Source organism: Streptococcus sanguinis (assembly GCA_013378335.1).
GTDB classification, from domain to species: Bacteria; Bacillota; Bacilli; order Lactobacillales; family Streptococcaceae; genus Streptococcus; species Streptococcus sanguinis_I.
Genome location: CP040556.1, coordinates 609322 through 634178, shown reverse-complemented (window position 1 = coordinate 634178; position 24857 = coordinate 609322). Strand labels below are relative to the sequence as shown.

The following is a 24857-nucleotide window of genomic DNA, read 5'->3' as shown; positions in this document are numbered from 1 at the left end:
TTATCTATATTTTTCTAGTGTAATCATGGTTTTCAAGCCCAAATCTTGGGCAATATCATAGAGGCCAATTCCCTTCTCCCGCTGGCGCAAAATAAACTGTTCACGCAGGCTTTGGGCGGATAGACTGGCTTGTCCCTGCTCAATCAAGAAGGCCTCTAGCTGACGGAAGCCCCATTGGCGAGAATAGGATTTGCCGTTTTTCTCAAATAAATATGTCCCTGTCAGATAGTCTTCCAGCTCGCCCGTCAAGCTCTCAGGAATCTTGATGACCCGCTTCTGACCGGCCTTTTCAATCTTCAAAACCTGAAAGTCAAGATTGACATCTGCCACTCTGACCTGCAGAATCTCACTGGGCAGCAAGCCCATTTCCAAGATAAGCAGAGCCATCAGCCGCCCCCTGGGAACGCTTGATTCCTGCCAAAAAGCAGACAGGTCCAGCAGTTCATTTTCCTGCTCCTTTGATATGGAAACCTTGGGCAGGACCAAGCGGTGAAACTCCTCAATAAGCTGCTGCTGATAAAGGAAGTAGAGAAATTGATTGACTGCTGAGAGCTTCCTCTTCTGAACAGCTGCCTTAAAATCCTTGATAGAGGCCTGATAAATCCGCAGATTAGTCTCGGTAATCCGGCCATGTACTTCCTCGATAAACTGCTCCAAATCATAAGAATAGGCAATTTTAGAATTTTCTGAGATGTTTTTTTGATTTAAAAACGGTCTAATGTATTCTTTCATTTTTTGCGAATTTCGTACTTTTTGCTAAAGCCGTGCAACAAGGAATTGACAGCTTTCAAAATGGACTTTCTAGTAATAATTCCGTAAAAATGCTGATCCTTGCCCACAACCGGCAGGAATGACTCGTCGACCAGCTTATGAAGTACATCTGATACAGTATAATCTGGCCCAACTGTCAAGTCGTCCATTTTGGTCATGTGGACGATGTCTGTCATCATGAATTCCTCTTCTGGCAGATCATGGCGCATGCGATAGGACATGATGTCGGTCAGGGAAATCGTACCAACAAACTTTTTACCTGCTGTCACGACTGGTACACGTGAGTATGTCATCTGGCTCAATAGTAGGATAGCATGATCCACATTGTGGGTGTCAATCATAACCGCCAGATTTTCCCCAGGCGTCAAAAAAGTTTCTTCATGTTGCAGCAGATAGTCTTCAAATTCCTTAGCAATCATCGGCTAAACTCCTTGGACAAGCTTGGATAAAGTTCATGATTTCGCGTATAGAAATCAACTTTAAAGCGGTCATCATCAATCTCTACCTTAGCGTAGAGGCGTTCGTTGATTAGGCCGCGTGGCTGGCTGATGGAGCCCGGATTCAGAAAGAGCGTTTTGCCCTCCATTCGAGCATCTGGGATATGCAGGTGACCATAAAGGCAGATGTCTGCATTAACCTCTTGCGCCCACAAATCCAGCTTTTGAAAAGAAAAGTTGATATGGAAGAGATGCCCGTGAGTCTGGGCAATAATGGTCCCCGCCAAATCTGTCACCAATCGTTCTGGATAGCCGTCGTAAAAGTCCATATTCCCTGCAACAACCTGAATCCCTTGCCATACCTCATCATCAGAAGGAAGCTCAGAGTCTCCGTTATGGAAAATCGCATCTACCTTTCCAATATAATGATTCCTAATCTCTTCTACAATAGCACGGTCGCCATGAGAATCACTCATGACTATAATGGTTTGCTTTGCCATGCTGGAAATACCTCCACTAATTTCTTAACTGCTTGAGCCCGATGAGATTGCGCATTCTTTTCTTCCATCGTCAGCTCGGCAGACGTTTTTCCTGTTTCTCCCACTAAGAACAAAGGATCATAGCCAAAGCCATTTTCCCCTTTTGGCTCATGGGCAATGTAGCCCGACCAATCCGCTTCAACTACCAGTGACTCCCTGTCAGGACTGGCCACCACTAGGGTCGTATGAAAATGGGCAGAGCGATCCTTGATATCAAACACCATAGCTAACTCATGCAGGAGCTTGATGTTGTTTTCATCATCTGTCGCGCCTACTCCAGCGAAGCGAGCCGACCAGACGCCAGGCAAGCCGCCTAAAACATCGACCTGCAGACCTGAGTCGTCAGCTAGCACCATTTTACCGGTCAGCTTACTGATTGTCTCTGCCTTGAGCCGCGCATTTTCCTCAAAGGTAGTTCCTGTCTCTTCCACATCTGGCAAATCAGGATAATCATTGAGATTTTCAACCTTATAGCCCAACTTATCAAAGAGTTTGCGAAACTCTGCTGTCTTTCCTTCGTTGCGAGTCGCAATCAAAATGGTGTCTCCGACAGCCATCTCGGACTCCTGCCCCTGACCAAAAAAGTCGGTCATCTTAACCCCATCCTTGGACAGGAAGAAGACCTTGCGCAGCAAGTCCTTTTCTGTAATTAGAATAGCTCCCTTATGACTAGTCGCCTTAAAATCCCGCTCCTGGCGGTCGTTAATCATATTGAGGACAAACTGGATATAGGACATGGGCGATCCGTATTTGACCACAACTGTGGTAAAAGCGTTGTATTCTTCGTCCAAATCCCGCTTAAGCAACTCACTCAACTCTGCATCAATATGCTCTAAGAGCCTATATGGGATGTCGTTGAAATGATAGCCAGCCTTGCGAAAGCGGGTCCATTCTCCGATATACCAATTGTTCTCGTCAATGTATTCATAAATTTTATTTGTCATAAACTTACATGCTCCACATTCACTTTCAGGCCCAGCCAGCTTTCTGCAATTTCCGAAAAGCTCTTGGCATTAGCAGTTGTGTAAAATTGGTGATTGAGCTCCTGTTTTTCCCGGCTGCGGTTGATTTCAAAGTAATTAAGCAGGACAGAAATATCCCGTACGCACTCAGCCCCGCTGTCAATCAGCTTCACATTTGGTCCCATCCTATTTTGAATAATAGGCCGGAGCAAGGGATAGTGGGTGCAGCCCAAGACAAGGGTATCTACCCGGCTAACCAGAGGCTGCAGGGTTTCATAGACCACTTTTTTGGTAAGACTGGAATGAAGTTCATTGGACTCTACCAAAGGTACAAACTTAGGGCAGGCCAAACTTTCCACCTGCATCTCCGGCGAGAGCGCTTCAATCTTCTGACGATAAATATCAGAAGAAACAGTCATTGGCGTTCCAATAACACCGATGCGGCCGCTGGCAGTTGACTTAATAGCTGCACTAGCCCCCGGCAGAATCACGCCCAGTACTGGAATATCCAGCTTTTCCTTCACTTCTTCCCAGACAACGGCAGTCGCAGTATTGCAGGCAATGACAATCATCTTAACATCCTTGGTCAGGAGGAAGTTGACCAACTGCCAGGTATAAGCGCGAATCTGCTCAGCAGGCCTAGGTCCGTAAGGAGCCCGCGCTGAATCTCCGATATAAATGACCTCTTCGTGGGGAGCTGCCGCATGAGCTCACGGACTACAGTCAAACCGCCCACTCCTGAGTCTAAAAAACCGATTGGTCGATTATCCATAAGGTCTTCTTTCTAAAACAAGGGACTGGAAGCCGATTCCAAATCCCCATTTTTTTATAGATTTTGTCTACTGGTATGAAAAGCCAGTCACTAGAAAATTATTTTTTCTTTTTGCTCTTAGCAAGCGCAGCTTTCTGCTGGCTGATAATTTGACGATAGACTTGCTGCACTTTCGCTTCATTGGGCCGTTGACCGCTAGCGCTCAGCAAGGTCCGAACTGCTTCTACATTCAAACGCGGATTTTCTGCAAATTCCTTCTCTACCTGCCGACGAAGCAGATACATACCCAAAATCACGCCTAAAGCAAATGCTGCCATAATCAAGAAAATTGCTAAAACTAAATTCATATCGAGAACTCCTCTATTTCCATTTTTACATTGCTCTTCATTATATCAAATTTTCTCTATTTTTCAAAATCAAAGCCATATAGTGTCGCAAAATAATCTTCTGGTTTTTCAGCCCGACGAATCATGCGAACATTGCCATCTTGTTCCAAGAGAATTTCGCTGGAGCGGAGCTTGGCATTGTACTGATAACCCATAGAGAAACCATGAGCACCCGTATCGTGAATCACCAGTGTATCGCCAATTTGGCTGACAGGCAGCGAGCGATTAATGGCGAATTTGTCGTTATTCTCACAAAGACTGCCGACAACATCCACAACCTCTGTCTCACCCTCGGGTCGATCCATATTGGTAATGTGGTGATAAGAACCGTACATGGCAGGACGCAACAGATTGACCGCAGAGGCATCCACTCCCAGATAGGTTCGGTAGGTCTGCTTCTTATGGGTAACTTTAGTGACAAGTAGGCCATAAGGCGCCAGCATGAAGCGGCCCAGCTCCGTATAAATCTTTACCTGTCCTAGACCAGCAGGTGTCAGAATAGCTTCATAGGCCTGACGAACTCCTTGACCGATGACCGCAATGTCATTTTCCTCGCCTTCAGGCTGATAATTAATGCCGACTCCACCAGAGAGATTGATAAAGTCCAACTCAACTCCTGTCTCAGCCACTACTTCCACAGCCAGCTCAAAAAGCTGACGGGCCAGTTCGGGGTAGTAGTCATTGCTGACAGTATTAGAGGCCAAGAGGGCATGAATCCCAAACTTCTCAGCTCCCAACTCCTTGAGCTCTTTGAAAGCTTGAATCAGCTGGTCCTTGGTCATACCAAACTTGGCTTCTTCAGGATTATCCATGATGCTGGTTCCCAGCTCAAAGACACCGCCAGGGTTGTAACGACAGGAAATGACCTTGGGAATACCAGCGGCTTCCTTTAGAAAAGCTACATCTTCATAGGCATCCAGATTGACAGTCGCTCCAAGGTCACGCGCAAACTGAAATTCCTCGGCCGGTGTGTTATTGGACGAAAACATGATATCCTGTCCAGCAAAGCCCAGCTTTTGGCTCATGAGCAGCTCGACATAGCTGGCACAGTCCACCCCGCAGCCTTCTTCTTTGAGGATTTTTAAAATAGCAGGATTGGGAGTGGCCTTGACGGCAAAATACTCTTTAAAGCCTGGATTCCAAGAAAAGGCCTCATGCAGGGCACGCGCTCTTTCCCGAATCCCCTTCTCATCATAAAGATGGAAAGGTGTTGGAAACTGCGCCGTAATCTCAGCTAGCTTTTCACGACTGACAAAAGGAGTTTTCATACTATTCTCACTTTCTATTTGCTGGATTTATTATACCATAAATCCATAGGAGAAACAAAAAGCACTGGAGCAAACGTCCAATGCTTAAGTCATATTTAACTTAGTTATTTGTTTCTTCCAAAAATACGCAGCAAGCTGAGGAAGAGATTAATGAAGTCCAGATACAGATGCAGAGCCAGAGAAATTGCCCAGCCATTTCCTGGATTGCCATTGGTTTGCTCATAGACATAGCGGATCTTCTGATTGTCCCAAGCGATGAGTCCTGAGAAAATAAGGACGCCAACGATACTGATAATAAAGTCCAAGCCACTGCTTCCCAAGAAGATATTGAGGATGCTGGCAGCGATAATACCAATCAAACCAGCCATACAAGCTTTCCCTATTCCAGATAGATCCTTTTTAGTCACCTTGCCGATAAAGCCCATAGCAAAGAACATAACGGTCGTTGTTACAAAGGCTAAGAGAACGGTTGACTGAAGATACAGCGCCATGATAATACTTAAGGTAAAGCCATTGATGGCTGAGTAGCCTAAAAACATTGGCAGCGCTGCTGGACTGTTGCTCCGAGCTGCCCCATAAGCTACCAAAACAAGGATAAACTCAACTGCAATAGCCGCATAGAAAATCCAAGTGGAGCCTGTCAGAACAGAGGTAATAATGTCCTGAAAGAGGGTCAGCATCGAGAGAGATACGATTGCTGAGATTCCGATACCGACGCCAACAATAGAATAAATCTTAGCATAGAAAGAATTAATATCTGATTGATCTTGAATAATAGAATGATTCATAGTTACTCCTTTTATAATAAAACATTTACGGTTTCAGCATCTTTCGATGAAAGAGCTTGCGATTACCACCCTTGCGTCTCCAAGGTGCCGTCGCTTCTTTGACGGCCCAATACTTGTCCACCATGGTCACAACGAATGATTCTTTGTAGCGAGGCGGTGCCAAGGTCAGGCCCCACATATGCTTGATGATAATGTCCTCTTCGACTTTATTGAGCTTGGTAATCTTACGAGCATTGCGAACTGCCAGCCTCGGATGAACCCAAGCATGACTCTTCTTAAACTTGGTTACACGCCAATCATAGTAGAATAAGTCATGAAGCAGGGCACCGCGTGCTGTGCTGCGGGCATTCCAGCCAAATTTTTTGGCAATTCTGTAACTAGTATAACTTACATTGATGGAATGTTCAAGTCTATTGGAATGAATATGATGGGGAATTTCTTTCAGGCGCTGCACACTGGGCTTTTCAATCAAGTGCCCAACATAGGCCATAAATTCCTCGTCCTTTTTGTAAAGCATAGAATCACCTCCCTTGCCAACTATTATATCTCTTTTTCTGATTTTTAGCTTAAATGAAAGATTAAAATACCAGCAGCGACAGCAACATTGAGACTTTCTGCCTGTCCCTTCATGGAAATATGGACCAGAAGATCAGCTGCTGCCGTCATTTCTGGACTAATCCCCTGCCCCTCATTGCCCATGACTAGGGCAAAGCTCTTTTTGCTACCCACCTTTCTGTAATCGATAGATGTTGACGACAAGGTCGACGCCAGAATTGGCAGACTGGAAGACTGAGCCAGCCGAATAAAATCCGCTGTATCCAACCGATAAACTGGCATGTGAAAATGGCTCCCCTGCATAGAGCGCAACGTTTTTAGGTTATAGATATCTGCTGACAAACGAGAGATGAAAACCCCGTCAAACCCAGCTGCATCCGCAGTCCGAATGATAGTGCCGACATTACCTGGATCCTGAACGTCCTCCAAGAAAAGATAGCGTCCACTTAACTCCGCAGGTATTTCTTCCCTTTCAAAAGCCACTTCCGCGACAATGCCCTGTGGCGTCTTACTATCAGCCAAATCTGCTAAAATCTCTGGACTGACAAAGATTACCTGAGAAAAATCAGCTAATCGCTCTGCGTATTCCGCTAAAGCAAAAATCCGAATCAGCTCTGCCCCGCTGCTGACAGCTTCCTCAAATAAATGCCAGCCCTCAATCAAATAAGAGTCCTTGCGGTATTTTTTGTTATGAAGTTTTTTAGCTTTTTTTACCACATTATTGGCTTTTGAGGTTATAATATTCATAAGAACATTATACCACAATTTAGCAGACTTGCACTCATACTGAGGGCTTAAATCCCCTCGGTCCGCTCACTAAAGGAGGACACCATGCAGAAAGTAAAAATGATAGCCCAAGGACGGGTACAAGGGGTTGGTTTCCGCTGGGGAGTCTATTCTCTAGCGCTGGAAATCGGAGGTATTACTGGCCGGGTCTGGAACAACGATGACGGTACTGTTGGCATTCTGGCTCAAGCTGATGACCCAGCTCTGATGGCCAAATTTATCCAGGAAATCCGCAAAGGACCGACACCTTTTTCTAAAGTCAGTTATTTAGATGTGACCATGGCTAATTTCGACTCCTATCCTGACTTTAAAATTTCAAATTAGGTCTGCAGAACTATTGTATATTTTGCAAAAAAACAGTAGAATAGATAGGTATTATTATTTTTTAGAAACAAAGGATATGAATTCGTGAAACATTTCAAACGCTTTTTATTCTCTGGTATGGGACTGGCTGCGCTTCTTTTCCTGTCTGGCTGTGTGGGCCGCGACAAGGCTGGCAATCCTTCTGGTCTGATCTGGGACGTGATTGGTCAGCCTATGGCGGATGGCATTCATTTTTTCGCCAAGAATTTAGGCCTGGGTTATGGTCTGGCGATTATCATCGTTACGCTCATCGTGCGGATTATCATTCTGCCGCTGGGAATCTATCAGTCTTGGAAGGCGACGCTTCAGTCTGAAAAGATGAACTACTTTAAGCCGATTTTTGCCCCAATCCAAGAGCGAATCAAAAATGCTGAGACTCAGGAAGAGAAAATACAGGCTCAGCAAGAACTGATGGCTGCTCAAAAAGAAAATGGACTCAGCATATTTGGCGGTATAGGTTGTCTGCCTCTGCTCATCCAAATGCCTTTCTTCTCAGCCCTCTTCTTTGCAGCCCAGTATACTCTAGGAGTTGCAGGCAGCTCCTTCCTCTGGATTAACGATTTAGGCAAAAGCGATTGGGCTTTGACCGCCATTGTCGGTGTCCTCTACTATATCCAGTCAGTGCTCTCTCTGCATGGTATTGAAGATGAAACTCAAAGAAACAGCATGAAACAGGCTTCTTATATGAGCCCTATCATGATTGTTGGTTTCTCATTCTTCTCACCTGCCGCAGTTACTCTCTACTGGGTAGTCGGTGGATTTATCCAAATCATCCAGCAATTTATCATCAACTATATCATTCGACCTCGCCTGAAAAAACAGGTAGCAGAGGAATTTGAAAAAAATCCTCCTAAAGGTTTGAAAAAAGCTAGCCGGGCTAAAGATGTTACTCCAAAAGCTCAGCCGGCTATTGAGCAAAAGAACAAAAAGAAAAAGAACCGCAATGCTGGTAAGCAACGGTCAAGATAAACAAAAATTCTTCTAGTATTAGCTAGGAGAATTTTTTTAATCTCGAGTAAGAATCGGCGTAACCGATACAAAAAACTCAGCAAACAAAGCAATAACTGATGAACGAGGTGACTCTATCACAATAAAACGGTAAAGCCAATCAAGCCTTTCTTATATGAAACCCCAATTCTGCCCTTGAAAATCCGAACCAGACTTTCTGCCATGGATAGGCCAATTCCGTAGCCAGGCTGCTTCTGATTGTGCGATTCGTCCTCGCGATAGAAACGGTCAAAGAAACGACTGTAATCAACATTTTTGCCGTCCGCGTAACTATTGGCTACCGTCAGACGAGCTCGTTTCCCCCGCTTAGCCTTGGTCAGGGTGACAAAAATTTGCCCATCTTCATCACAATACTTGCAGGCATTGTCAATCAGGATACTAACCAATTCATAAAGTTCATCTTCAGTTGCCATAACATGGATATCTTCCTGCAGCTTGATCTCGTACTTCTTGCCTGCCTTCTCGACGACAGACCTGAAGTTTCCTGCTACTTTTTTGACAACTTCTGAGAAATTCACATCTACCAAGGTAACATCTGGCTGCTCTTCCAGACGGGCCAGAACGACCATTTGATTGATTAGATTACTGAGACGCTTGACCTGGTCCTTGGTGCTTTCTATCCATTCATTTTCGCCAGTCATCAGCTCTTGCAGCTCCGTATTGGCTGAGATGATTGCCAATGGTGTCTTCAGTTCATGTCCCGCATTGGTAATGAAACGCTTTTGGTTTTCATAGTTTTTGATATAGGGACGGATGGCAAAGTTGGAAAATCCAGACACGACTAAGACAAAGAAAATAAAGCTATAGAAGCTTAACTGGATAGACAGCCAGAAAAAGTCATTGCGGCTTTCGAGATAATTAGTCGAATCTAAGACCACCAGTAAATAGCGCTTGGTCTTGGAATCCTGCGTTATCTGGTAGGAATAAAACTGACTGCCTACCTTAAAAACCCCATTGCTGCGGCTGTCCTTAATCACTTTGTTAGCGTAGCTGAGCGCCTGCTCCTTAGATAGATTGGAAAGATTGTCCAAGTTAGAGGAGTAAACTGTTTTGTCTTCGTTATAGACCACGCTAAAATAGCGGTATTGGAAGATCGTGTCAATGGTGATACGGTCGTTTTGCAAGCCCTCTGCAGTTTCTTCTACGCTGGGAAAATCTCCATTATTGGCAGATAGAATATTGAGAACGGCTTGGATTTCTCCGTTGGTCTGCAGAAAGCGAACGGAGTTTAAGACAGCAATCATGGTCAGCAAAATACAGACAATAGCCGCCGAAGCCAGCAGAATGAACCGAATTTTAAGCTTCCGAAACATGGCCATCTCCTTCTAGCGGCACCAGAGTGAAACTGCCGCCTTCCTCACCCAAGATAGCAAGATCAGCATGAACAGCCTTCAGCTTCTGACGCAAATAGGAAATATAAATCCAGACGAAGCCTTCGTCCAAATCCTCATCCTCGTCTTTGGACCAAACATGGCGGAAGATTTCCTGAGTAGAAAGACTCTTCTGGGCATTAAGCATGAGAAATTCCATCATTCTAGATTCCTTACCGGCTAGGCGGATGGAGTTGGAGCTAATAAGCTCGTGTTCTCCGACATTGAGACTCGTTTGGCCAATCTGCAGCAAATTGGGGGTGAACGTCGCTACTCGTCTGGACATAGACCGCAGGCGAGCTAGAAGCTCTTTCAGAGAGAAGGGCTTGGTCAGATAATCATCTGCACCGGCATCCAGCCCTGTGACCTTGTCATCCACCTCTGACATAGCTGTCAGCATGATGACATGGGTCGTATTGCCGGTTTGGCGGATTTCTTTCAATGCTTCAATGCCTGTCTTGACCGGCATCATGATATCCAAAATCATCAAATCATAAGCATTTTCCTTGGCCAAGTCAACAGCCTCCTGCCCATCAAAAGCGGTATCGACCTGATAGCCTTCATGGGTCATAGCTGTTTCCAAGACACGGGACAGCTGCTGCTCATCTTCTGCTAATAAAATCTTCATCATCTCACTCACTTTCTCGAATCAAATTGCGGATGGTCTGCATGGTCACATCACAGGAAGCCAACTCATCTGCACAGCGTTTCAGCTCGCGGACAATCCGCTTGCTGTCTTTAATCTCATGCTTGTACTTCATCTGATGCTCTAAGCTGGCCCAAGAATCCATAGCAATGGTCCGAAGCTGGATTTCTACAAAATAATGGCCCGGAGTCTGTCCCAAACAGTCCTCATAAGGAGTCTCCACCTCTAATATCAAGTGGTAAGAACGATACCCATTAGGCTTGGCTGCTCGGATATAGTCCTTTTCCAGAACAATCTCACAGCCCTCCAGCTGACGAAGCACCTCAATCGTCTGATAGATGTCCTCGATAAAACCGCAAACAATCCGAATCCCAATCGCATCACGAATTTCTTTCAGGGCAGACTCTGGCGCCCTAGGCAGATTCTTGCGTTGACATTTCTCTTCCATACTGGCTGCCTGCTTTACCCGTGCATTAAAATGCTCAAAAAGCTTCTGCCCTGTTTCCTGCTTGACTCGATCATTAGCCTCTTGAATACGCTGACTAAGATTATCTAAAATCTTGGGCAGGTAGACACCATATTTCCCATAAATATCTTGCTCTTGCATACAGTTCTCCTACTTTTCTAGCTTATTCTCATTATAGCATAACCATCTGTCTTTTCGCTATTTTTTCCCTGCTCTTCTTATCTAGCCTACACTCTCTGTCTTAAAAGAAACGAAAAAAAAGAACCAGTCTTCTAACCAGTTCCTTTTGGTGTTTATTAAACGGTTTTTTCAACCTTGAGAATTTTAACGTCGTAGCTGCCAACCGGTGTTTCGACTGTTGCAGTATCGCCTATTTTCTTGCCAATCAAAGCTTGTCCAATCGGGCTTTCATTAGATATCTTGCCTGCGAATGCATCTGCACCAGCAGAACCAACGATAATGTAAACTTCCTCTTCGCTTTCGCCTACTTCTTGGATGGTAACTGTTTTTCCGATAGCTACCTCGTCCTTGGCTACAGCGTCACTGTTTACAATCTCAGCGTAGCGGATCTTGGTTTCCAGACTAGAAATCTGACCTTCCACAAAAGCCTGTTCGTCCTTAGCAGCTTCGTATTCACTGTTTTCTGACAAATCGCCGTATGAGCGGGCAATCTTGATACGTTCTACCACTTCTGGACGACGCACCAATTTCAATTCTTCTAATTCTTTTTCTAGTTTTTCCTTTTCCTCTAGGGTCATAGGATAAGTTTTTTCAGCCATTTTTTCTCTTTTCTTTTATTTTCTTTTATTTTAAAACTAAAACAAGAGGCTGAGACAAGTCTGTATCAGTCCCTTTTTTATATAGCAGGACTAAGAAAGCTAGAACTAGCTGCGCTAGCTTTCTATCGTCTGCAATAACAGCATTTTAATCAGTGCTGCTGGATTGAGTGAGCTTGCTGTTGACATGCTCCTCAACATTTTTAGCGTGTTCTTCATAAGTATTGGCGAAGTAAACAGCGCCTGTTTCAACATTTGCCACAAAGTAGAGGTAGTCCGTCTTACTTGGATTAATGGTAGCTTCCAGAGCTGACAGGCTTGGACTAGCAACTGGCCCAGGCATAAGCCCTTCTTTTTTATAGACATTGAAAGGCGAGTCAATATTGGTATCAATCTCGGCGTCCTCTTTCAAAGTCGTTTTCTTTCCTAGCTTGCCTTGAGCATAAAGGATAGCGATATTACTCTGAAGCGGCATCGCTTGATTGAGACGATTATAAAAGACGCTGGCAATATCTTTGCGGTCCTGGTCTGTTGAACCTTCTTTTTCCACCAGAGAAGCAAGTGTCAGAACTTCATTAACCGTTAGGTTCTTCGCTTCGATAGTAGAGTAATAAGAAGACAGATTGGTATTCATAGCGCCCAACATCTGGTCAATCAAGCTTTCCAGATCCGCATCCTCACCATAGTTATAAGTGGCAGGGAAGAGATAACCTTCTAAGCGATACTTGACTCCGCTGTCCTTGCTTGGCAATGTGCCCAGCAGCTGTGGATATTTAGCCACCATCTTGGAAATGAAAGCTTCGTCCTGCACCTTAGCTAGGAAATCGTCCTTGCTAAAAGGTGTCTTACTAGTCTTTTTAGAAGTTGCAGCTGCATTAACCGTTACAGCCTCTGCAATCTGCTCCAGTGTATAGCCTTCAGGAATAGTAACCTTACCAACAACTGGTGGTTGCGGTGTATCTGTTCCACCTTCCTGAAGCTGCCGAGCAATGGTATCTAGGTCCATGCTCTTCTGGAGATTGTAATAGCCAGACTGATAATTGTTAAAGCTTTTAATCTTGGAATAGAGACTAAAAACTTGGGCATTTTTAATCAGCCCCTTTTTCTCAAGGATTTCTCCAATCTGCTTAGAGCTTGAGCCTTCTGGTACTTCAACCGTCACATACTCTGTTGCGTTTGCATCAATAGGTTTAAGAGCTGAAGATACATAAGTATAGCCGACAACTCCTGTGACCACAAGTCCCAGCAGGACAATCAGCAGAACAGTTGTCATAATCCTGCGGGCTAATGTGTTTTGACGTTTTTTCTTGACCGTATTGTTGGCCCGATTAGCCCGAGATAAGACCTCATTAGGTTTCTTATCTTCCTCATCCACTCGGCCATAGACCTGAGGGTGAGCCTTTTCATTCTCTGCAACCTTGTAGGAAACATCTACCGAAGCCGGTCTAGCTTCAAAGTCCTCCGCAGCTGCTGTTTCTTTTGCAGAAGCAGAGTCCGCTTCTGACTGGCTAGTTGAAGAGGGAGTTTGTTCTTCCTTTTCTCCAGCTAAGTCTTTCAAAATCTGCTCTTTAAAGCTCAGATTCTTCTCTTTGTCTTGTGATTTTTCAGTCAAAAATTTGACCTCCTTCATCATAATCCCTAACATTATATCTTAAAAGTCAGATAAATGCAATAAGAGTAGGATTTTCTAGCTTATTATTGGTTTTTTTGCAGTTTGAGTCTAGGATTTTCCCAGACCATGTCAAACCAAGTAGCGCCTGCGTAAGTTGATTTTGACAAACCTTCATTTACAAAGTCATGCTTCTCGTAGTAAGCGGTGAGATAGTCGTGACAGGTCAGATTGATGCCGTGGCGTTCATCTGCTATAGCAATTTCTTTCATGGCTTCCAGTAGCTTGCGGCCAACCCCCATCCCCTGAGCATCCTTAGAGATAGAAAGGCTGGTCAGAGAGATAAAGCCACCGTCCAGATGACCATAATCTTCAATCTCCTCTGTAAAGGAAATATCATTTAAATAACGTTCTGGACGGACAGGTCCCTCCAGATAGCCCAGAACCTTACCATCCTTTTCTGCTACCAAAAAAGTCGAAGATAGGGTTTGGATATGTGCTGCTAGACTTTCGCGGCTAACAGCCTCTTCTGGACTGAAATTTTCCAATTCGATAGCATAAATGGCATCTAAGTCAGCCAATTGAGCTTGACGGATAATCATCACTTCTCCTTAAAATTGGGATTTTCCCACACCATATCAGACCAAACAGCCCCGCCATGAGTTGAGTCAGAAATCCCTTCGTGGACGAAACCATTCATCTCATAATAAGGTATCAGCTCATCATGACAGGTTAGGCTAATGCCCTGTCGATTTTGCTGAACAGCTGTCTCCTTGAGAGCTGCAAGCAACAAGGTTCCGACCCCCTGCCTCTGAAAATCAGGATGGACGGACAGACTTTGGACAGCAATGAAGCCACCTTCTGGAGGATTAGCACCCACCTTGCTAAAGAGGTCATCTGTCAAATATCGCACCTGAACAGCTGGTCCAACAATATAGCCTGCAAGCTGACCATGCAGCTCTGTTAGCAAAAAAGTATCAGCAATCTGCTCAATCCGCTCTTTGAGAACTTCTGAACTGGCTGCTTCTTCTGCTGGAAAATTCAGCTGCTCAATTGCAAAAATTTCTTCCCAGTCGCTCAAGTCAGCCTGTCTGATTCGAATCGGTGCTTCCATCAAGTCTCCTCCTACTGAACGTTGCTTGTCAGATTGGACAGGAGACGTTCAAAGGAATATTCATAGGTCTGGATGTCTCCAGCTCCCATAAAGACATAAACAGCATTATCGTGGTCAAGAAGCGGAGAAACATTATCCACGTCAATGACCTTGGCCCGCTTCACAATCTTTTCAGCCAAATCTTCAACCTTAACATCGCCATTGTCCACCTCACGCGCAGATCCGTAAATTTGAGCTAAATAGACTGAGTCAGCCTGATTGAGGGCTTCCGCAAATTCGTCCAAGAGAGCAATGGTCCGAGTGAAGGTGTGCGGCTGGAAGATTGCCACGATTTCCTTGCTTGGATACTTCTGACGAGCTGCATCCAGAGTTGCGATAATTTCCGTTGGATGGTGAGCAAAGTCATCAATGATAACTGTTTCGTTGACAATTTTCTCTGTAAAGCGGCGCTTAACTCCGCCAAAAGTCTTGAGATGTTCCCGAACTAGATTCAAATCAAGACCTGCCGTATACAAGAGGCCGATTACTGCTGTCGCATTCATAATGTTGTGACGGCCAAAGCTTGGAATCTGGAACTCACCCAGCTCTTGCCCGCGGAAAGAAACTTTAAAGCCTGATCCGCTGGTAGAACGCAAGAGGTCGTGAGCGACAAAGTCATTGCCCTCTTCCTTGAAGCCATAGTAGTAAATCGGGGCATTGGACGTAATCCGGCGCAATTGCTCATCTTCTCCATAAATGAAGAGTCCTTTGGTAATCTGCTTAGCATAGTCATTGAAAGCGTTAAAGACATCTTCCAGGCTCGTGAAATAATCCGGATGGTCAAAGTCGATATTGGTAATGATCGAATATTCCGGATGATAAGGCATGAAATGACGCTCGTACTCGTCTGACTCAAAGACAAAGTACTTGGCATTGGCAGATCCGCGACCTGTACCATCCCCAATTAGATAGCTAGTATCCGTGATATTGGAGAGAACATGGGAGAGAATACCCGTTGTAGAGGTCTTCCCGTGGGCACCAGCCACTCCCAAGCTGACAAAGTCACGCATAAAGCCACCTAAAAATTCATGGTAGCGTTTATAGCCAATTCCGTTTGCGTCTGCATAGGCAATTTCTACATTGTTATCTGGACGAAAGGCATTGCCAGCAATGATTTCGAAGTCTGGCTGGATATTCTTTTCATCAAAAGGCAGGATGGAAATGCCAGCCTGCTCCAAACCGCGCTGAGTGAAATAATATTTATCAACGTCACTGCCCTGAACCTTATGGCCCATCTGGTGCAGCATCAAAGCCAAAGCGCTCATACCAGAGCCCTTAATCCCGATAAAATGATAGATTTTCGTCATGATTACTCCTTAAGATACAGGGCCATAAAAGCAAGTCAAAAGAGGAAAATCTCCGCAGACCCTAATCAGATCGCAGGGATTTTCTTTATGTACAAGCTTTTGGGCACCATCAAAACACCAAAGAAGCCGGACCAATCAATAAGTCCCAGCTTCTAACATCGGTCTTCTTCAACCGATGATGGATGTTATATGCAGATAAATTTTACATTTACATAATCAACTAGCAATTTCCTTTATACATCAGAAAACTGCAGGCAGAAAAGTCTCAAGCAAGCCAGCTTTAATCGCTGTCCAAGCCTGTCAAGTTCAGCTCTTGAGCCTTGGAATGCTTCAACTGCTCCTCCTTAGCTCTATCCTGATTATAGATCTGACTGGTTTTTAAAAAATCATAATTGTTCTTCTTAGGCTTTTCTTCCGACTCCTTTGGCTGAGGGCTATACTCAGGCTGAATATCCGCCAAAATATAGTTATCCTGCTGAAGCCTGTCGCCAAACTTCGTAAACTCGCCCGATGTATTCTTTTGAAAAGGGGCTGTTGGCTTAGGTCTTTCCGCATTGGAAGCTGTTGGAAGCTTTCTGCTGCGGACCTTAGTCGGAAGGTCGCTGGTCAGATAAGGAGCTGAACGCTTCTTTTTCAAATCTGCCCGAGCTTCCTCGCGTGCCTGCTCAGCATAACGAATGGCCGGATCTTTCTTATCAATCGGCTTTTTAAAATCCTTGAAAGCAGATTGCTTTTGCAGCGGTCTTCTGATAGCCTGGCTGGCAGCGATGGGAGCATGCCTGCTGGAGTCCACAATCGGCATCCATTCCAAATAATTACGGTCTGTATAGTCTCCGGTAATGTTGCTAATGAGATCCAGTTCATCATAAAGATTCATATGCGGCATTTCCGTCAGCATGATTTCATCATCTGACACCAGAGGAAATTGTTTATCAGTCATATCTTTTTCCTTTCAACCCTTCATTATTATAAACTATTCAGGCTATTTTTCAAGCTATTCTGCTGAAATTCCCAGAATTTCTCGAATTTCCTCCACAGAGAGACTGGATTTGGCTTCTGCTCCGTCAAGAATAGTCGAAACCAGATTGCGCTTGCTCTCCTGCAGCTCCTGTATCTTCTCCTCAATCGTGCCCCGTGTAATCATCCGATAGACTTCGACATTGCGCTCCTGACCGATACGGTGGGCACGGCCGATGGCCTGGGCCTCAACCGCTGGATTCCACCAGAGGTCGACCAAGATAACTGTGTCTGCACCAGTCAGATTGAGACCGACACCTCCAGCCTTGAGGGAGATTAGAAAGGCTGAACGCTGGCCCTCATTGAAGGCTGTTGTCATGTCCTGACGCTCCTTGGCCGGAGTAGAGCCAGTAATCTTAAAGGACTCCATGCCCATCTTGTCCAGCTCACTCTCGATAATATCCAGCATACCACGAAATTGTGAAAATATGAGGACACGACGATTACCATCTTGTATCTGTTCAAGTAATTCCCGCAAACTTTCCAGCTTACCGCTCTCGCCCTCGTAATCTTCCATAAACAGCTTCGGAGTGTCACAGATCTGGCGGAGGCGCATCAGTCCTGACAGAATCTCTATCTTGCTGCGGTTGATTTCATCTTCTGTCGCATGGACGATTCTGTCCTGCATCTGCTTGAGCAGAGCCAGATAGATAGTCTTCTGACTATCTGCCAATTCATTGCGATAAGCAACTTCAATCAAATCAGGCAATTCCTGCAGCACATCTTCTTTCTTGCGCCGCATGACAAATGGCTTGATATAACGGGCGACTTTCTCAGCCGGCAGTTTTAAAAATTCCTTTTTGCTTGGCAAAAGTCCTGGCATGACAATTTGGAAAATAGACCAAAGTTCTCCCAGATTATTCTCAATCGGCGTCCCAGAAAGGGCGTAGGTATGCTCCACTTCAAAATCCCGCAAATACTGGGCAATCTTGGTCTGGTCATTTTTCATCACCTGAGCCTCATCCAAAATCAAATACTGGAAGTGATTGTCCTGGTATTCTTCTACATCCTGCCTGAAAGAAGCATAGCTAGTAATGGTAATCTGATGCTTCTCCGCAATCAGCTCATCACGAACATTTTTCAGACCATACACCACCGCCACATCCAGATGCGGAGCAAATTTAGCAAACTCATCGCTCCAGTTGTAAATCAAGCTGGATGGCGCCAAGATTAAGACTTTCTTAGAGTCATCTATACGCGAACTCAGAAAAGAAATCGTCTGCAGGGTCTTCCCTAGTCCCATATCGTCAGCCAGAATTCCACCAAATCCATACTTATCCAACATAGATAACCACTTGACACCCGTCTCTTGGTAATCCCGAAGGTCAGCCTTGACTTGCAGCTTGGGAAGAGAGAATTCCTCTGGGTGAGTCAGGTCAAAGGCCAGTTGCTGCACATCTTTTGAAAACTGTACCCTATCCTTGCCCTTGAAAAATTCATCCAACTGATAAGCCGCCAGACTGCTGGTCTGAATGAAGCCATTTTTTGTTCGCTTGCTCCGCAGCTGCTGCAAAGTCCGACTCATCTCCTTGGTCTCCTCATCGAAAATCAAGACTTGCCCAGACTTACTGATAAAGAAGTCCTGCTCCTTAAAGAGCGAATCAAGCACTGCGTCTATCTCTGACTGCTCAATGCCGGCAAAATCAAAACCAACATCCAAGAGACCGCCCTTCATCTTGACAGAGATCCTTGGACTTTCTGTCTGTGCCAGCGCCTCTAACTCTTCTGTCATGCTGACATGGCCCAAAGCCTCAAAGTTGGGAATGACTTCTGAGAAGAAATGATAAATTTCTTCTGGCTTCAGAGGCGGTCGCTGACTGTAAAAGTCTGCCACAAAACCTGCCTGCAGCATTTGCTTAAAGACTTGCTGCTCATGCTCAAAATTACCCGCAAAAGGGAGACGTTCCAAGTCTTTGCGAGTGGTCACTTTCCTGTCTCCATAGTCAAAGACAGTGTCCAAAATCAGACGCTTGTCAGGACCGATGTCAAAGTCAAACTTGGCTGTAAAGTCATGAATCATCATACTTTCAGGTGCTTCTACCCGGCCAACCTTTTTAAATTCAGACAAACTGGAAGCCAGCTTTGTTCTCTCTGACAAGTCGAATTGCAGGCGCTTCAACCGATCATGCTCTATAGGCAGCTCCCGTAAAGCCTTCATCAGTCTAATCTGCTGAGGATTTAGCTGGTAGAAAGTATCTCCATAAAAGATAAACTGGCCATCATAAAGCATCTTATAATTCTTCTCAGCAATGACTAGCTCAAAATGCTCTTCATGCTCTTCCACTTGGAAAGTATAAACTTCTGCCTCTTCATGTAAATCTTGGAAAAAGACTTCACTGTAATCGTAAAGGCTGTACTCTAAGCGGAAAGAAGACAGATTCATCAGGAAGATAACTCCCTCTTCAAAGATGCTGGCTGGGAAGAAAAGATTGCGCCCAGCATTTGGGAAAACCAAAGAGGAATCTTGCCCCTGATAGTCGAGAACTAGCCCCTGCAGGAAAACGAGCAAATCTTGACTGGCTTCATCAAAATCCTCCAAATGAATAGCCTCATAGTAACTCTTACCAATCTGATAATGCCCGCCCTTTTCCAAGGTCCGAAGGAAGGAAAGAACATCTCGGACAACATAAGAGCGTTCGTCCGGCAAGCGACTGATCCGGAGACTCCAGAGAAACTGTCCTGTATAAGAATCTTCTTGACCAGTAGCTGAAAGCTCATAACGAACCTGTTGATCGGATTTCTCCGGCAAGACCTTATCCAAGAACAAGCTTCCGAAAGAAACCAGCTCTTGGGTCTCCTGACTGGTCAACTCCTCTTCTTCCATACTCTTTAGCACATCTTTTCCCGATGGGGCATTTTTCAGATAATACTCCAAGGCTGCCAGATGGGCACAATATTTTTTCTTCTGGAAAAAGTCACAATAACAAAAGATGACATCATCATCCAAGCTATAGCGCAAATTACACTCGTCTACACGAGCATATAAAAGAGAATCACTGACCTCAAGGATTACTACCTTATTGTTTTCAACCAGAGCAATTCCTTCTGTCCGAATCTTACCAGGAATTAATTTTGCCATAATTACCACCTTACATTTATCTCACCATTATACCATACTTTCGACATAAAAAAGAAAAGCAAGCTCTTATGCTTACTTTCATTTTTACATATAAACGTATGTTTGTCAAATTGCTGTTTTCCAACTCCTACTTGCGCTTCCTTGCAATCAAGTGAATCGGAGTTCCTTCAAAGACAAAGGCCTTGCGGATTTGATTTTCCAAGAAACGCAGGTAAGAGAAGTGCATGAGTTCTTCTTCATTGACAAAAATGACAAAGGTCGGAGGTTTAGTTGCTACCTGAGTCGCATAAAAAATCTTGAGGCGTTTGCCCTTGTCGGTCGGTGTCGGATTAATCGCGATGGCATCCATGATAACATCATTGAGCACCGCTGATGGTATACGGGTATTCTGACTCTGACTGATTTGCTTAATCATGTCTGGCAGCTTATGGAGACGCTGCTTGGTCAGGGCAGAAACAAAGATAATCGGGGCATAAGACAAGTACTGGAACTGGTCACGGATATCTTCTTCCCAGTCTTTCATGGTATGGTTATCTTTTTCCAGAGTATCCCACTTATTAACAACGATAACAATACCTTTTCCTGCTTCATGGGCAAAGCCAGCGATTCGCTTGTCGTACTCACGAATTCCTTCCTCTGCATTCAGCACCATGAGAACGACATCTGAGCGATCGATCGCCCTCATGGCCCGCATGACAGAGTATTTTTCCGTATTTTCATAGACCTTGCCTGACTTGCGCATACCAGCCGTGTCGATCATGGTAAATTCCTGACCTTCACTGTCTGTAAAGACCGTATCAATAGCGTCACGCGTTGTACCAGCCACTGGACTAGCAATGACTCGGTCTTCCCCCAAGATTGCATTGATCAAGCTAGATTTGCCGACATTAGGACGGCCAATCAAGCTAAACTTAATCATATCAGGATTTTCAGCTACTTCTTCATTTGGCAGGTTTTCAACAATAGCGTCAAGAACATCCCCTGTACCAATCCCGTGGACTGAGGAAACTGGGAATGGATCACCCAAGCCCAGCGCATAGAAATCAAAAATCTCATTGCGCATTTCAGGATTGTCGACCTTATTGACCGCTAAAATAATCGGCTTATGGGTCTTGTAGAGCATGCGAGCCACATACTCGTCCGCATCCGTAATACCTTCCTTGCCAGACACGACAAAAACGATGACATCCGCTTCATCCATGGCAATCTCAGCCTGGTGCTTGATTTGCTCCATAAAAGGCGCGTCAACATCGTCAATTCCGCCCGTATCAATAATACTAAACTTACGGTTGAGCCAGCTTGCTGTCGCATAGATTCGGTCGCGGGTCACCCCTTCAACATCTTCCACAATGGAAATCCGCTCACCGGCAATCCGATTGAAGAGCGTTGACTTGCCGACATTAGGCCGGCCGACAATGGCAATAGTTGGTAAGGCCATGTTTTTCCTCTTTCATTCTTTAGGACAGAGCCAAACTCCGCCCTATTTTTCTAATTTCTTTTCTTTGAATAGTTGGTCGATAGCTTGATTAGGCTCTTGACCAAATTGGGCAGCTAGGCGCTGACTCCAAGTTTCCTTAGCTCGCTCGCCAGCATATTCAGTCTGTACGCGGTCATAAGCTTGAATAGTGGAACGATCCTGCTCACGATATTCTTCCTCAAAGACCACTGCTTCATAAGGCAGACGTGGCTTGACTACATGGTTCTGGTTGGGAGTTCCCAGAGCAATCCCAAAGACTGGATAAGTGTAGTCCGGTAGCTTAAAAAGCTCTGCTATTTGACTGGCAGCATATCGAACCAGTCCAATGATTACTCCACCATAACCCAAACTTTCAGCTGCTAACAGGGTATTTTGTCCAGCTAAAGCAGCATCTACTGAGCTAATCAGGAGATTCTCCGTTCCCTCAGGATAAAAGTCTTCCGTATACATGTGAACGCCCTTTTGGGCACGATTGAGGTCGCCAACAAAAAGCAGGAAGGCTGAAGACTGCCGAATGGCTTCTTGGGGCACCAAGTCAAAGAGGGCTTCTTTTTTCTCTTTGCTTCGCACCACAATGATCGAATAGGACTGGAAATTCTTCCAGCTGGACGCAGCCCGCCCAGCATCAATGATAGCACGTAATTCCTTATCCGAAATCTGCTCCTCTGTAAAGCGGCGAACAGACGTGTGAGCATTCATCAAGTTAATCGTTTCATTCATCGGCGGTTCTCTCCTTCTAGGCGCACCTCCTGAGCCAGAAACTTAATCCGCTCCATAACCCGCTTGGCCTGCCATGTCTCATCGCCATTCTTAGAGCTGGCAAAGTGACGCTCCAAATCTGCAAACTTAAAGTTAGAAGTAAAGAAAGTTGGCAGATTTTCCTGCATACGGTGTTGGAGAATGACCTGCAAAATCTCATCGCGCATCCAAGGGCTAGACTGCTCTGCACCGATATCATCCAAGATCAGCACTTGAGCTGTCTTGACCTGATCAATCTTCTCCTTGACCAAGCCAGAGCTGATCGCATTCTTAACATCTAAAACAAAGCTTGGATAATGGAGCAGTGTCGTTGAAACACTGCGTTTTTCTGACAAATCATGCGCCAGAGCAGCCATCATATAACTCTTACCGACCCCAAAATCGCCGTAGAGATAAACAGCCTTCTGATAATTCGGGAACTCAGCAACGAAGTTGGTCAACAGTTCAAAAGCTTTGTAGCGGCCATCATCGTCCAGATCCACCTGAGCCAGACTAGCCTCCTTGAGACTGGCTGGTAGGCTGATAAGATTGAGACGGCTTCTAATGGCCTCCTGTCTCTCCTGCTCAATCAACTCAGGCGTCTCTTCATAGGCAACATCCGCATAGCCTTCATTTTTCACCAAGATTGGCTTATAACCCTTGGCAATATAGGTCTCATCCCCCAGCAAAAAGCGGTTGCGCTCCGTAATATACTGGTTAAACTTGGAGACACTACGCTGAATCTCAGCTTGGGTCAGCTTTTCCTGCTGGATAAAGGCTGCCACATCTGGATCGGCCATAATCTGCTTGACCAGCTCCTGATAGTCAAACTGCCACACCCTATTCATATGAGGCATATTCTTTCCTATTTTCTCCATTTATTCGCCTCCTCCTTCAAGTTTGGCTAAGAGTCGACGTTTCTGCTCTTCTAGCTCGGCCTGCCTCTCTGCGCTCGTTTCATTTTTATAATCTGGCTGACTCCAGTCAGGTACGTTGCTTTTATGAGTTTTATTATTTCCTTTAAATTCCCCTTGCTTTTGAGATTTTATTTCCTTAGACAAAAATTCCACCGCATCTTCAGCTTGATTTAGTCCTCTATATGAATAATCATTCACCAATGCTTTAAAAAGATTAGCTTTTAGATTACTAGTATCCGTATATCTATTAAAATAATCAAACAGAGCTACATTTATTACTTCATCCAGCAAGCCAAGATTTTTAGCGTATTTTAATACTTCCTTTTCAGACCCAGTTATACCCGAATACTTACTCTCTTTAAATTCAGCCAGCACATCAATTGGAGTTTTAGATTTTGCTACTGAAATTAGAGATTTCTCCGAATCAGAAAATATCACTTTACTCGAATTTTGTGTTCTGCTCTTAAAAAAGTTCTTAATTCTTTTTATAGAAATAACATCATCAACAGCTGTTTCTTTAGCAACTTGATACACGTCAAACCAAGATTTTTTATATTTTTCAGAAATGTTATAGAGAGCAATTATACTGTCATCCTTATTCTCGAACCTCAGTAAATCTCTAGCCATCAGTCGTTCAAAATGTTCTATTTCAAAATCATTCTGTGGGCGATTCGTAATAAAATTTTCTCCTGAATCATCAAAAACATCTGAAAAGTTTTTTGATATTTTTTTCTCATGAATTAAATTTACTTTTTCAAAGTTCGAAACACAGGTTTCACCTATTTTTTTTTCAAGTAACGTTCTATATACATTATGCTTTAAAAAATCTTGAGTAGATAGCGGCGGATATAATACAATCCCAAAAATTTGTTGATTTTGAGAATCTTTTTGCTCATAAATTTCAATAAGCTTCATAGCTGACAACAAATCAAAACTATCTTGTAAAGTATTAAAACCAAAATTCAAATGATTAAGTATTTCACTAAATTGATGTGGTTTACTACCGTTATCCCATATAGCAACAAGAAATTGGTAAACAGAAGAAGAGCCCATACCGATGATAGGCAAGTAACACCTAATCAAATCACCAATATTCAAATTTACAAAATAATTTTTAATAAAGTAAAATTTATCATTTGGTTTCATTTATTTGTCCTTTTTCTTCTTGGACCCCTTGGTAATCTGCTTGAGCAGGCTTTCCAGCTCGCCCACATCCTTGAAACTCCGGTAAACACTGGCGAAACGAACGTAGGTGATTTCATCCAGCTCAGCTAGTTCATCCATGACTAAGGATCCAATATATTCACTATTGATTTCATTGTCGCTCTGACTGCGGACCTTTTGCTCGATTCGGTTGACAATCTCCTCTATTTCGTCACTAGATACTGGCCGTTTTTGAGCGGATCGAATAATACCGTTAAAAATCTTATCTCGAGAAAATTGCTCACGTGTCCCGTCCTTTTTGACAACCACTAGGGTTCTCTCTTCGACGCGCTCGTAGGTCGTGAAACGATGCTGACATTCCTCACACTCACGGCGGCGGCGGATTGTATTTCCATCTTCTGCCTGTCTGCTATCAACTACACTTGATTTATTTCCACCACATTTCGGACAACGCATACCATTTCCTCCTAGAATCCTAATACTTCATTATAACACGTTTTCAA

Annotated in this window: 26 protein-coding genes and 1 pseudogene; 2 read left to right on the top strand and 25 right to left on the bottom strand. The window is 44.4% G+C overall.

Going from position 1 to position 24857, the window contains the following annotated elements; all coding sequences use genetic code 11:
- From xerD to FFV08_03300, 10 genes and pseudogenes are all read right to left on the bottom strand, one after another.
- Positions 1-732 (bottom strand): site-specific tyrosine recombinase XerD, encoded by a 732-nt coding sequence (xerD, locus tag FFV08_03345; protein ID QLB51780.1) that lies wholly within the window; start codon positions 730-732, stop codon positions 1-3.
- The gene (locus FFV08_03340) at positions 729-1190 is read right to left on the bottom strand and encodes a CBS domain-containing protein (GenBank protein ID QLB51779.1); all 462 of its coding nucleotides are present in this window, start codon (positions 1188-1190) and stop codon (positions 729-731) included. The genes xerD and FFV08_03340 overlap by 4 nt, the downstream gene beginning before the upstream one ends.
- On the bottom strand, positions 1187-1708 hold the full coding sequence (locus FFV08_03335) for a metallophosphoesterase (protein ID QLB51778.1): 522 nt from the start codon (positions 1706-1708) through the stop codon (positions 1187-1189). The genes FFV08_03340 and FFV08_03335 overlap by 4 nt, the downstream gene beginning before the upstream one ends.
- Positions 1687-2691, bottom strand: coding sequence for a nucleoside-triphosphate diphosphatase (locus FFV08_03330; protein ID QLB51777.1), 1005 nt, complete (start codon positions 2689-2691; stop codon positions 1687-1689). Before FFV08_03330 ends, FFV08_03335 begins: the two co-directional genes overlap by 22 nt.
- Positions 2688-3481: pseudogene (gene racE, locus FFV08_03325) on the bottom strand (glutamate racemase). Before racE ends, FFV08_03330 begins: the two are co-directional and overlap by 4 nt.
- 98 nt (positions 3482-3579) lie before the next feature.
- Complete coding sequence (locus tag FFV08_03320; GenBank protein ID QLB51776.1) at positions 3580-3828, bottom strand: YneF family protein; 249 nt, start codon at positions 3826-3828, stop codon at positions 3580-3582.
- Between the two features lie 56 nt (positions 3829-3884).
- Positions 3885-5135: a diaminopimelate decarboxylase gene (locus FFV08_03315; protein QLB51775.1), complete on the bottom strand. Its 1251-nt coding sequence runs from the start codon at positions 5133-5135 to the stop codon at positions 3885-3887.
- A gap of 104 nt (positions 5136-5239) precedes the next feature.
- A complete protein-coding gene (locus FFV08_03310; protein ID QLB51774.1) occupies positions 5240-5923 on the bottom strand; it encodes a Bax inhibitor-1/YccA family protein in 684 nt (227 codons plus the stop codon).
- Positions 5924-5948: 25 nt separating this feature from the next.
- Positions 5949-6440: an HAD family hydrolase gene (locus FFV08_03305; GenBank protein ID QLB51773.1), complete on the bottom strand. Its 492-nt coding sequence runs from the start codon at positions 6438-6440 to the stop codon at positions 5949-5951.
- 44 nt (positions 6441-6484) lie between these two features.
- Positions 6485-7225 carry an RNA methyltransferase gene (locus FFV08_03300; protein QLB51772.1) on the bottom strand — a complete coding sequence of 247 codons (741 nt, stop codon included), beginning with the start codon at positions 7223-7225 and terminating at the stop codon, positions 6485-6487.
- A gap of 84 nt (positions 7226-7309) precedes the next feature.
- On the opposite strand from FFV08_03300, the gene FFV08_03295 reads away from it, so the two are divergent.
- Positions 7310-7588 (top strand): acylphosphatase, encoded by a 279-nt coding sequence (locus FFV08_03295; GenBank protein ID QLB51771.1) that lies wholly within the window; start codon positions 7310-7312, stop codon positions 7586-7588.
- A gap of 84 nt (positions 7589-7672) precedes the next feature.
- Positions 7673-8596 (top strand): membrane protein insertase YidC, encoded by a 924-nt coding sequence (yidC, locus tag FFV08_03290; GenBank protein QLB51770.1) that lies wholly within the window; start codon positions 7673-7675, stop codon positions 8594-8596.
- A 116-nt stretch (positions 8597-8712) separates the two neighbouring features.
- Here the strand turns inward: yidC and FFV08_03285 are convergent, their stop codons facing one another.
- The 15 genes from FFV08_03285 to nrdR form a co-directional block, all read right to left on the bottom strand.
- The gene (locus FFV08_03285; GenBank protein ID QLB51769.1) at positions 8713-9948 is read right to left on the bottom strand and encodes a HAMP domain-containing histidine kinase; all 1236 of its coding nucleotides are present in this window, start codon (positions 9946-9948) and stop codon (positions 8713-8715) included.
- Positions 9932-10636: a response regulator transcription factor gene (locus tag FFV08_03280; protein ID QLB51768.1), complete on the bottom strand. Its 705-nt coding sequence runs from the start codon at positions 10634-10636 to the stop codon at positions 9932-9934. The genes FFV08_03285 and FFV08_03280 overlap by 17 nt, the downstream gene beginning before the upstream one ends.
- 1 nt (position 10637) lies before the next feature.
- Positions 10638-11258, bottom strand: coding sequence for a GTP pyrophosphokinase family protein (locus FFV08_03275; GenBank protein ID QLB51767.1), 621 nt, complete (start codon positions 11256-11258; stop codon positions 10638-10640).
- A gap of 155 nt (positions 11259-11413) precedes the next feature.
- Complete coding sequence (gene greA / locus FFV08_03270) at positions 11414-11896, bottom strand: transcription elongation factor GreA (protein QLB51766.1); 483 nt, start codon at positions 11894-11896, stop codon at positions 11414-11416.
- Between the two features lie 145 nt (positions 11897-12041).
- The gene (gene mltG, locus FFV08_03265) at positions 12042-13538 is read right to left on the bottom strand and encodes an endolytic transglycosylase MltG (protein QLB51765.1); all 1497 of its coding nucleotides are present in this window, start codon (positions 13536-13538) and stop codon (positions 12042-12044) included.
- 50 nt (positions 13539-13588) lie between these two features.
- Positions 13589-14104, bottom strand: a complete 516-nt coding sequence (locus FFV08_03260) for a GNAT family N-acetyltransferase (protein ID QLB51764.1) — start codon at positions 14102-14104, stop codon at positions 13589-13591.
- Positions 14104-14616: a GNAT family N-acetyltransferase gene (locus FFV08_03255; GenBank protein ID QLB51763.1), complete on the bottom strand. Its 513-nt coding sequence runs from the start codon at positions 14614-14616 to the stop codon at positions 14104-14106. Before FFV08_03255 ends, FFV08_03260 begins: the two co-directional genes overlap by 1 nt.
- A gap of 11 nt (positions 14617-14627) precedes the next feature.
- Positions 14628-15962, bottom strand: a complete 1335-nt coding sequence (locus FFV08_03250) for a UDP-N-acetylmuramate--L-alanine ligase (GenBank protein ID QLB51762.1) — start codon at positions 15960-15962, stop codon at positions 14628-14630.
- Between the two features lie 280 nt (positions 15963-16242).
- Positions 16243-16902 (bottom strand): cystathionine gamma-synthase, encoded by a 660-nt coding sequence (locus tag FFV08_03245; GenBank protein QLB51761.1) that lies wholly within the window; start codon positions 16900-16902, stop codon positions 16243-16245.
- Positions 16903-16956: 54 nt separating this feature from the next.
- Positions 16957-20058, bottom strand: a complete 3102-nt coding sequence (locus FFV08_03240) for an ATP-dependent helicase (GenBank protein ID QLB51760.1) — start codon at positions 20056-20058, stop codon at positions 16957-16959.
- A gap of 127 nt (positions 20059-20185) precedes the next feature.
- On the bottom strand, positions 20186-21496 hold the full coding sequence (locus FFV08_03235) for a ribosome biogenesis GTPase Der (protein QLB51759.1): 1311 nt from the start codon (positions 21494-21496) through the stop codon (positions 20186-20188).
- A 42-nt stretch (positions 21497-21538) separates the two neighbouring features.
- Entirely contained in the window at positions 21539-22255 is a 717-nt protein-coding gene (locus FFV08_03230; protein ID QLB51758.1) for an NADPH-dependent oxidoreductase, read from the bottom strand.
- Positions 22252-23151: a primosomal protein DnaI gene (gene dnaI, locus FFV08_03225; GenBank protein QLB51757.1), complete on the bottom strand. Its 900-nt coding sequence runs from the start codon at positions 23149-23151 to the stop codon at positions 22252-22254. Before dnaI ends, FFV08_03230 begins: the two co-directional genes overlap by 4 nt.
- Positions 23152-24336, bottom strand: coding sequence for a helicase DnaB (locus FFV08_03220; GenBank protein QLB51756.1), 1185 nt, complete (start codon positions 24334-24336; stop codon positions 23152-23154).
- Positions 24337-24810 (bottom strand): transcriptional repressor NrdR, encoded by a 474-nt coding sequence (gene nrdR / locus FFV08_03215; GenBank protein ID QLB51755.1) that lies wholly within the window; start codon positions 24808-24810, stop codon positions 24337-24339.
- Positions 24811-24857: the final 47 nt, after the last annotated feature.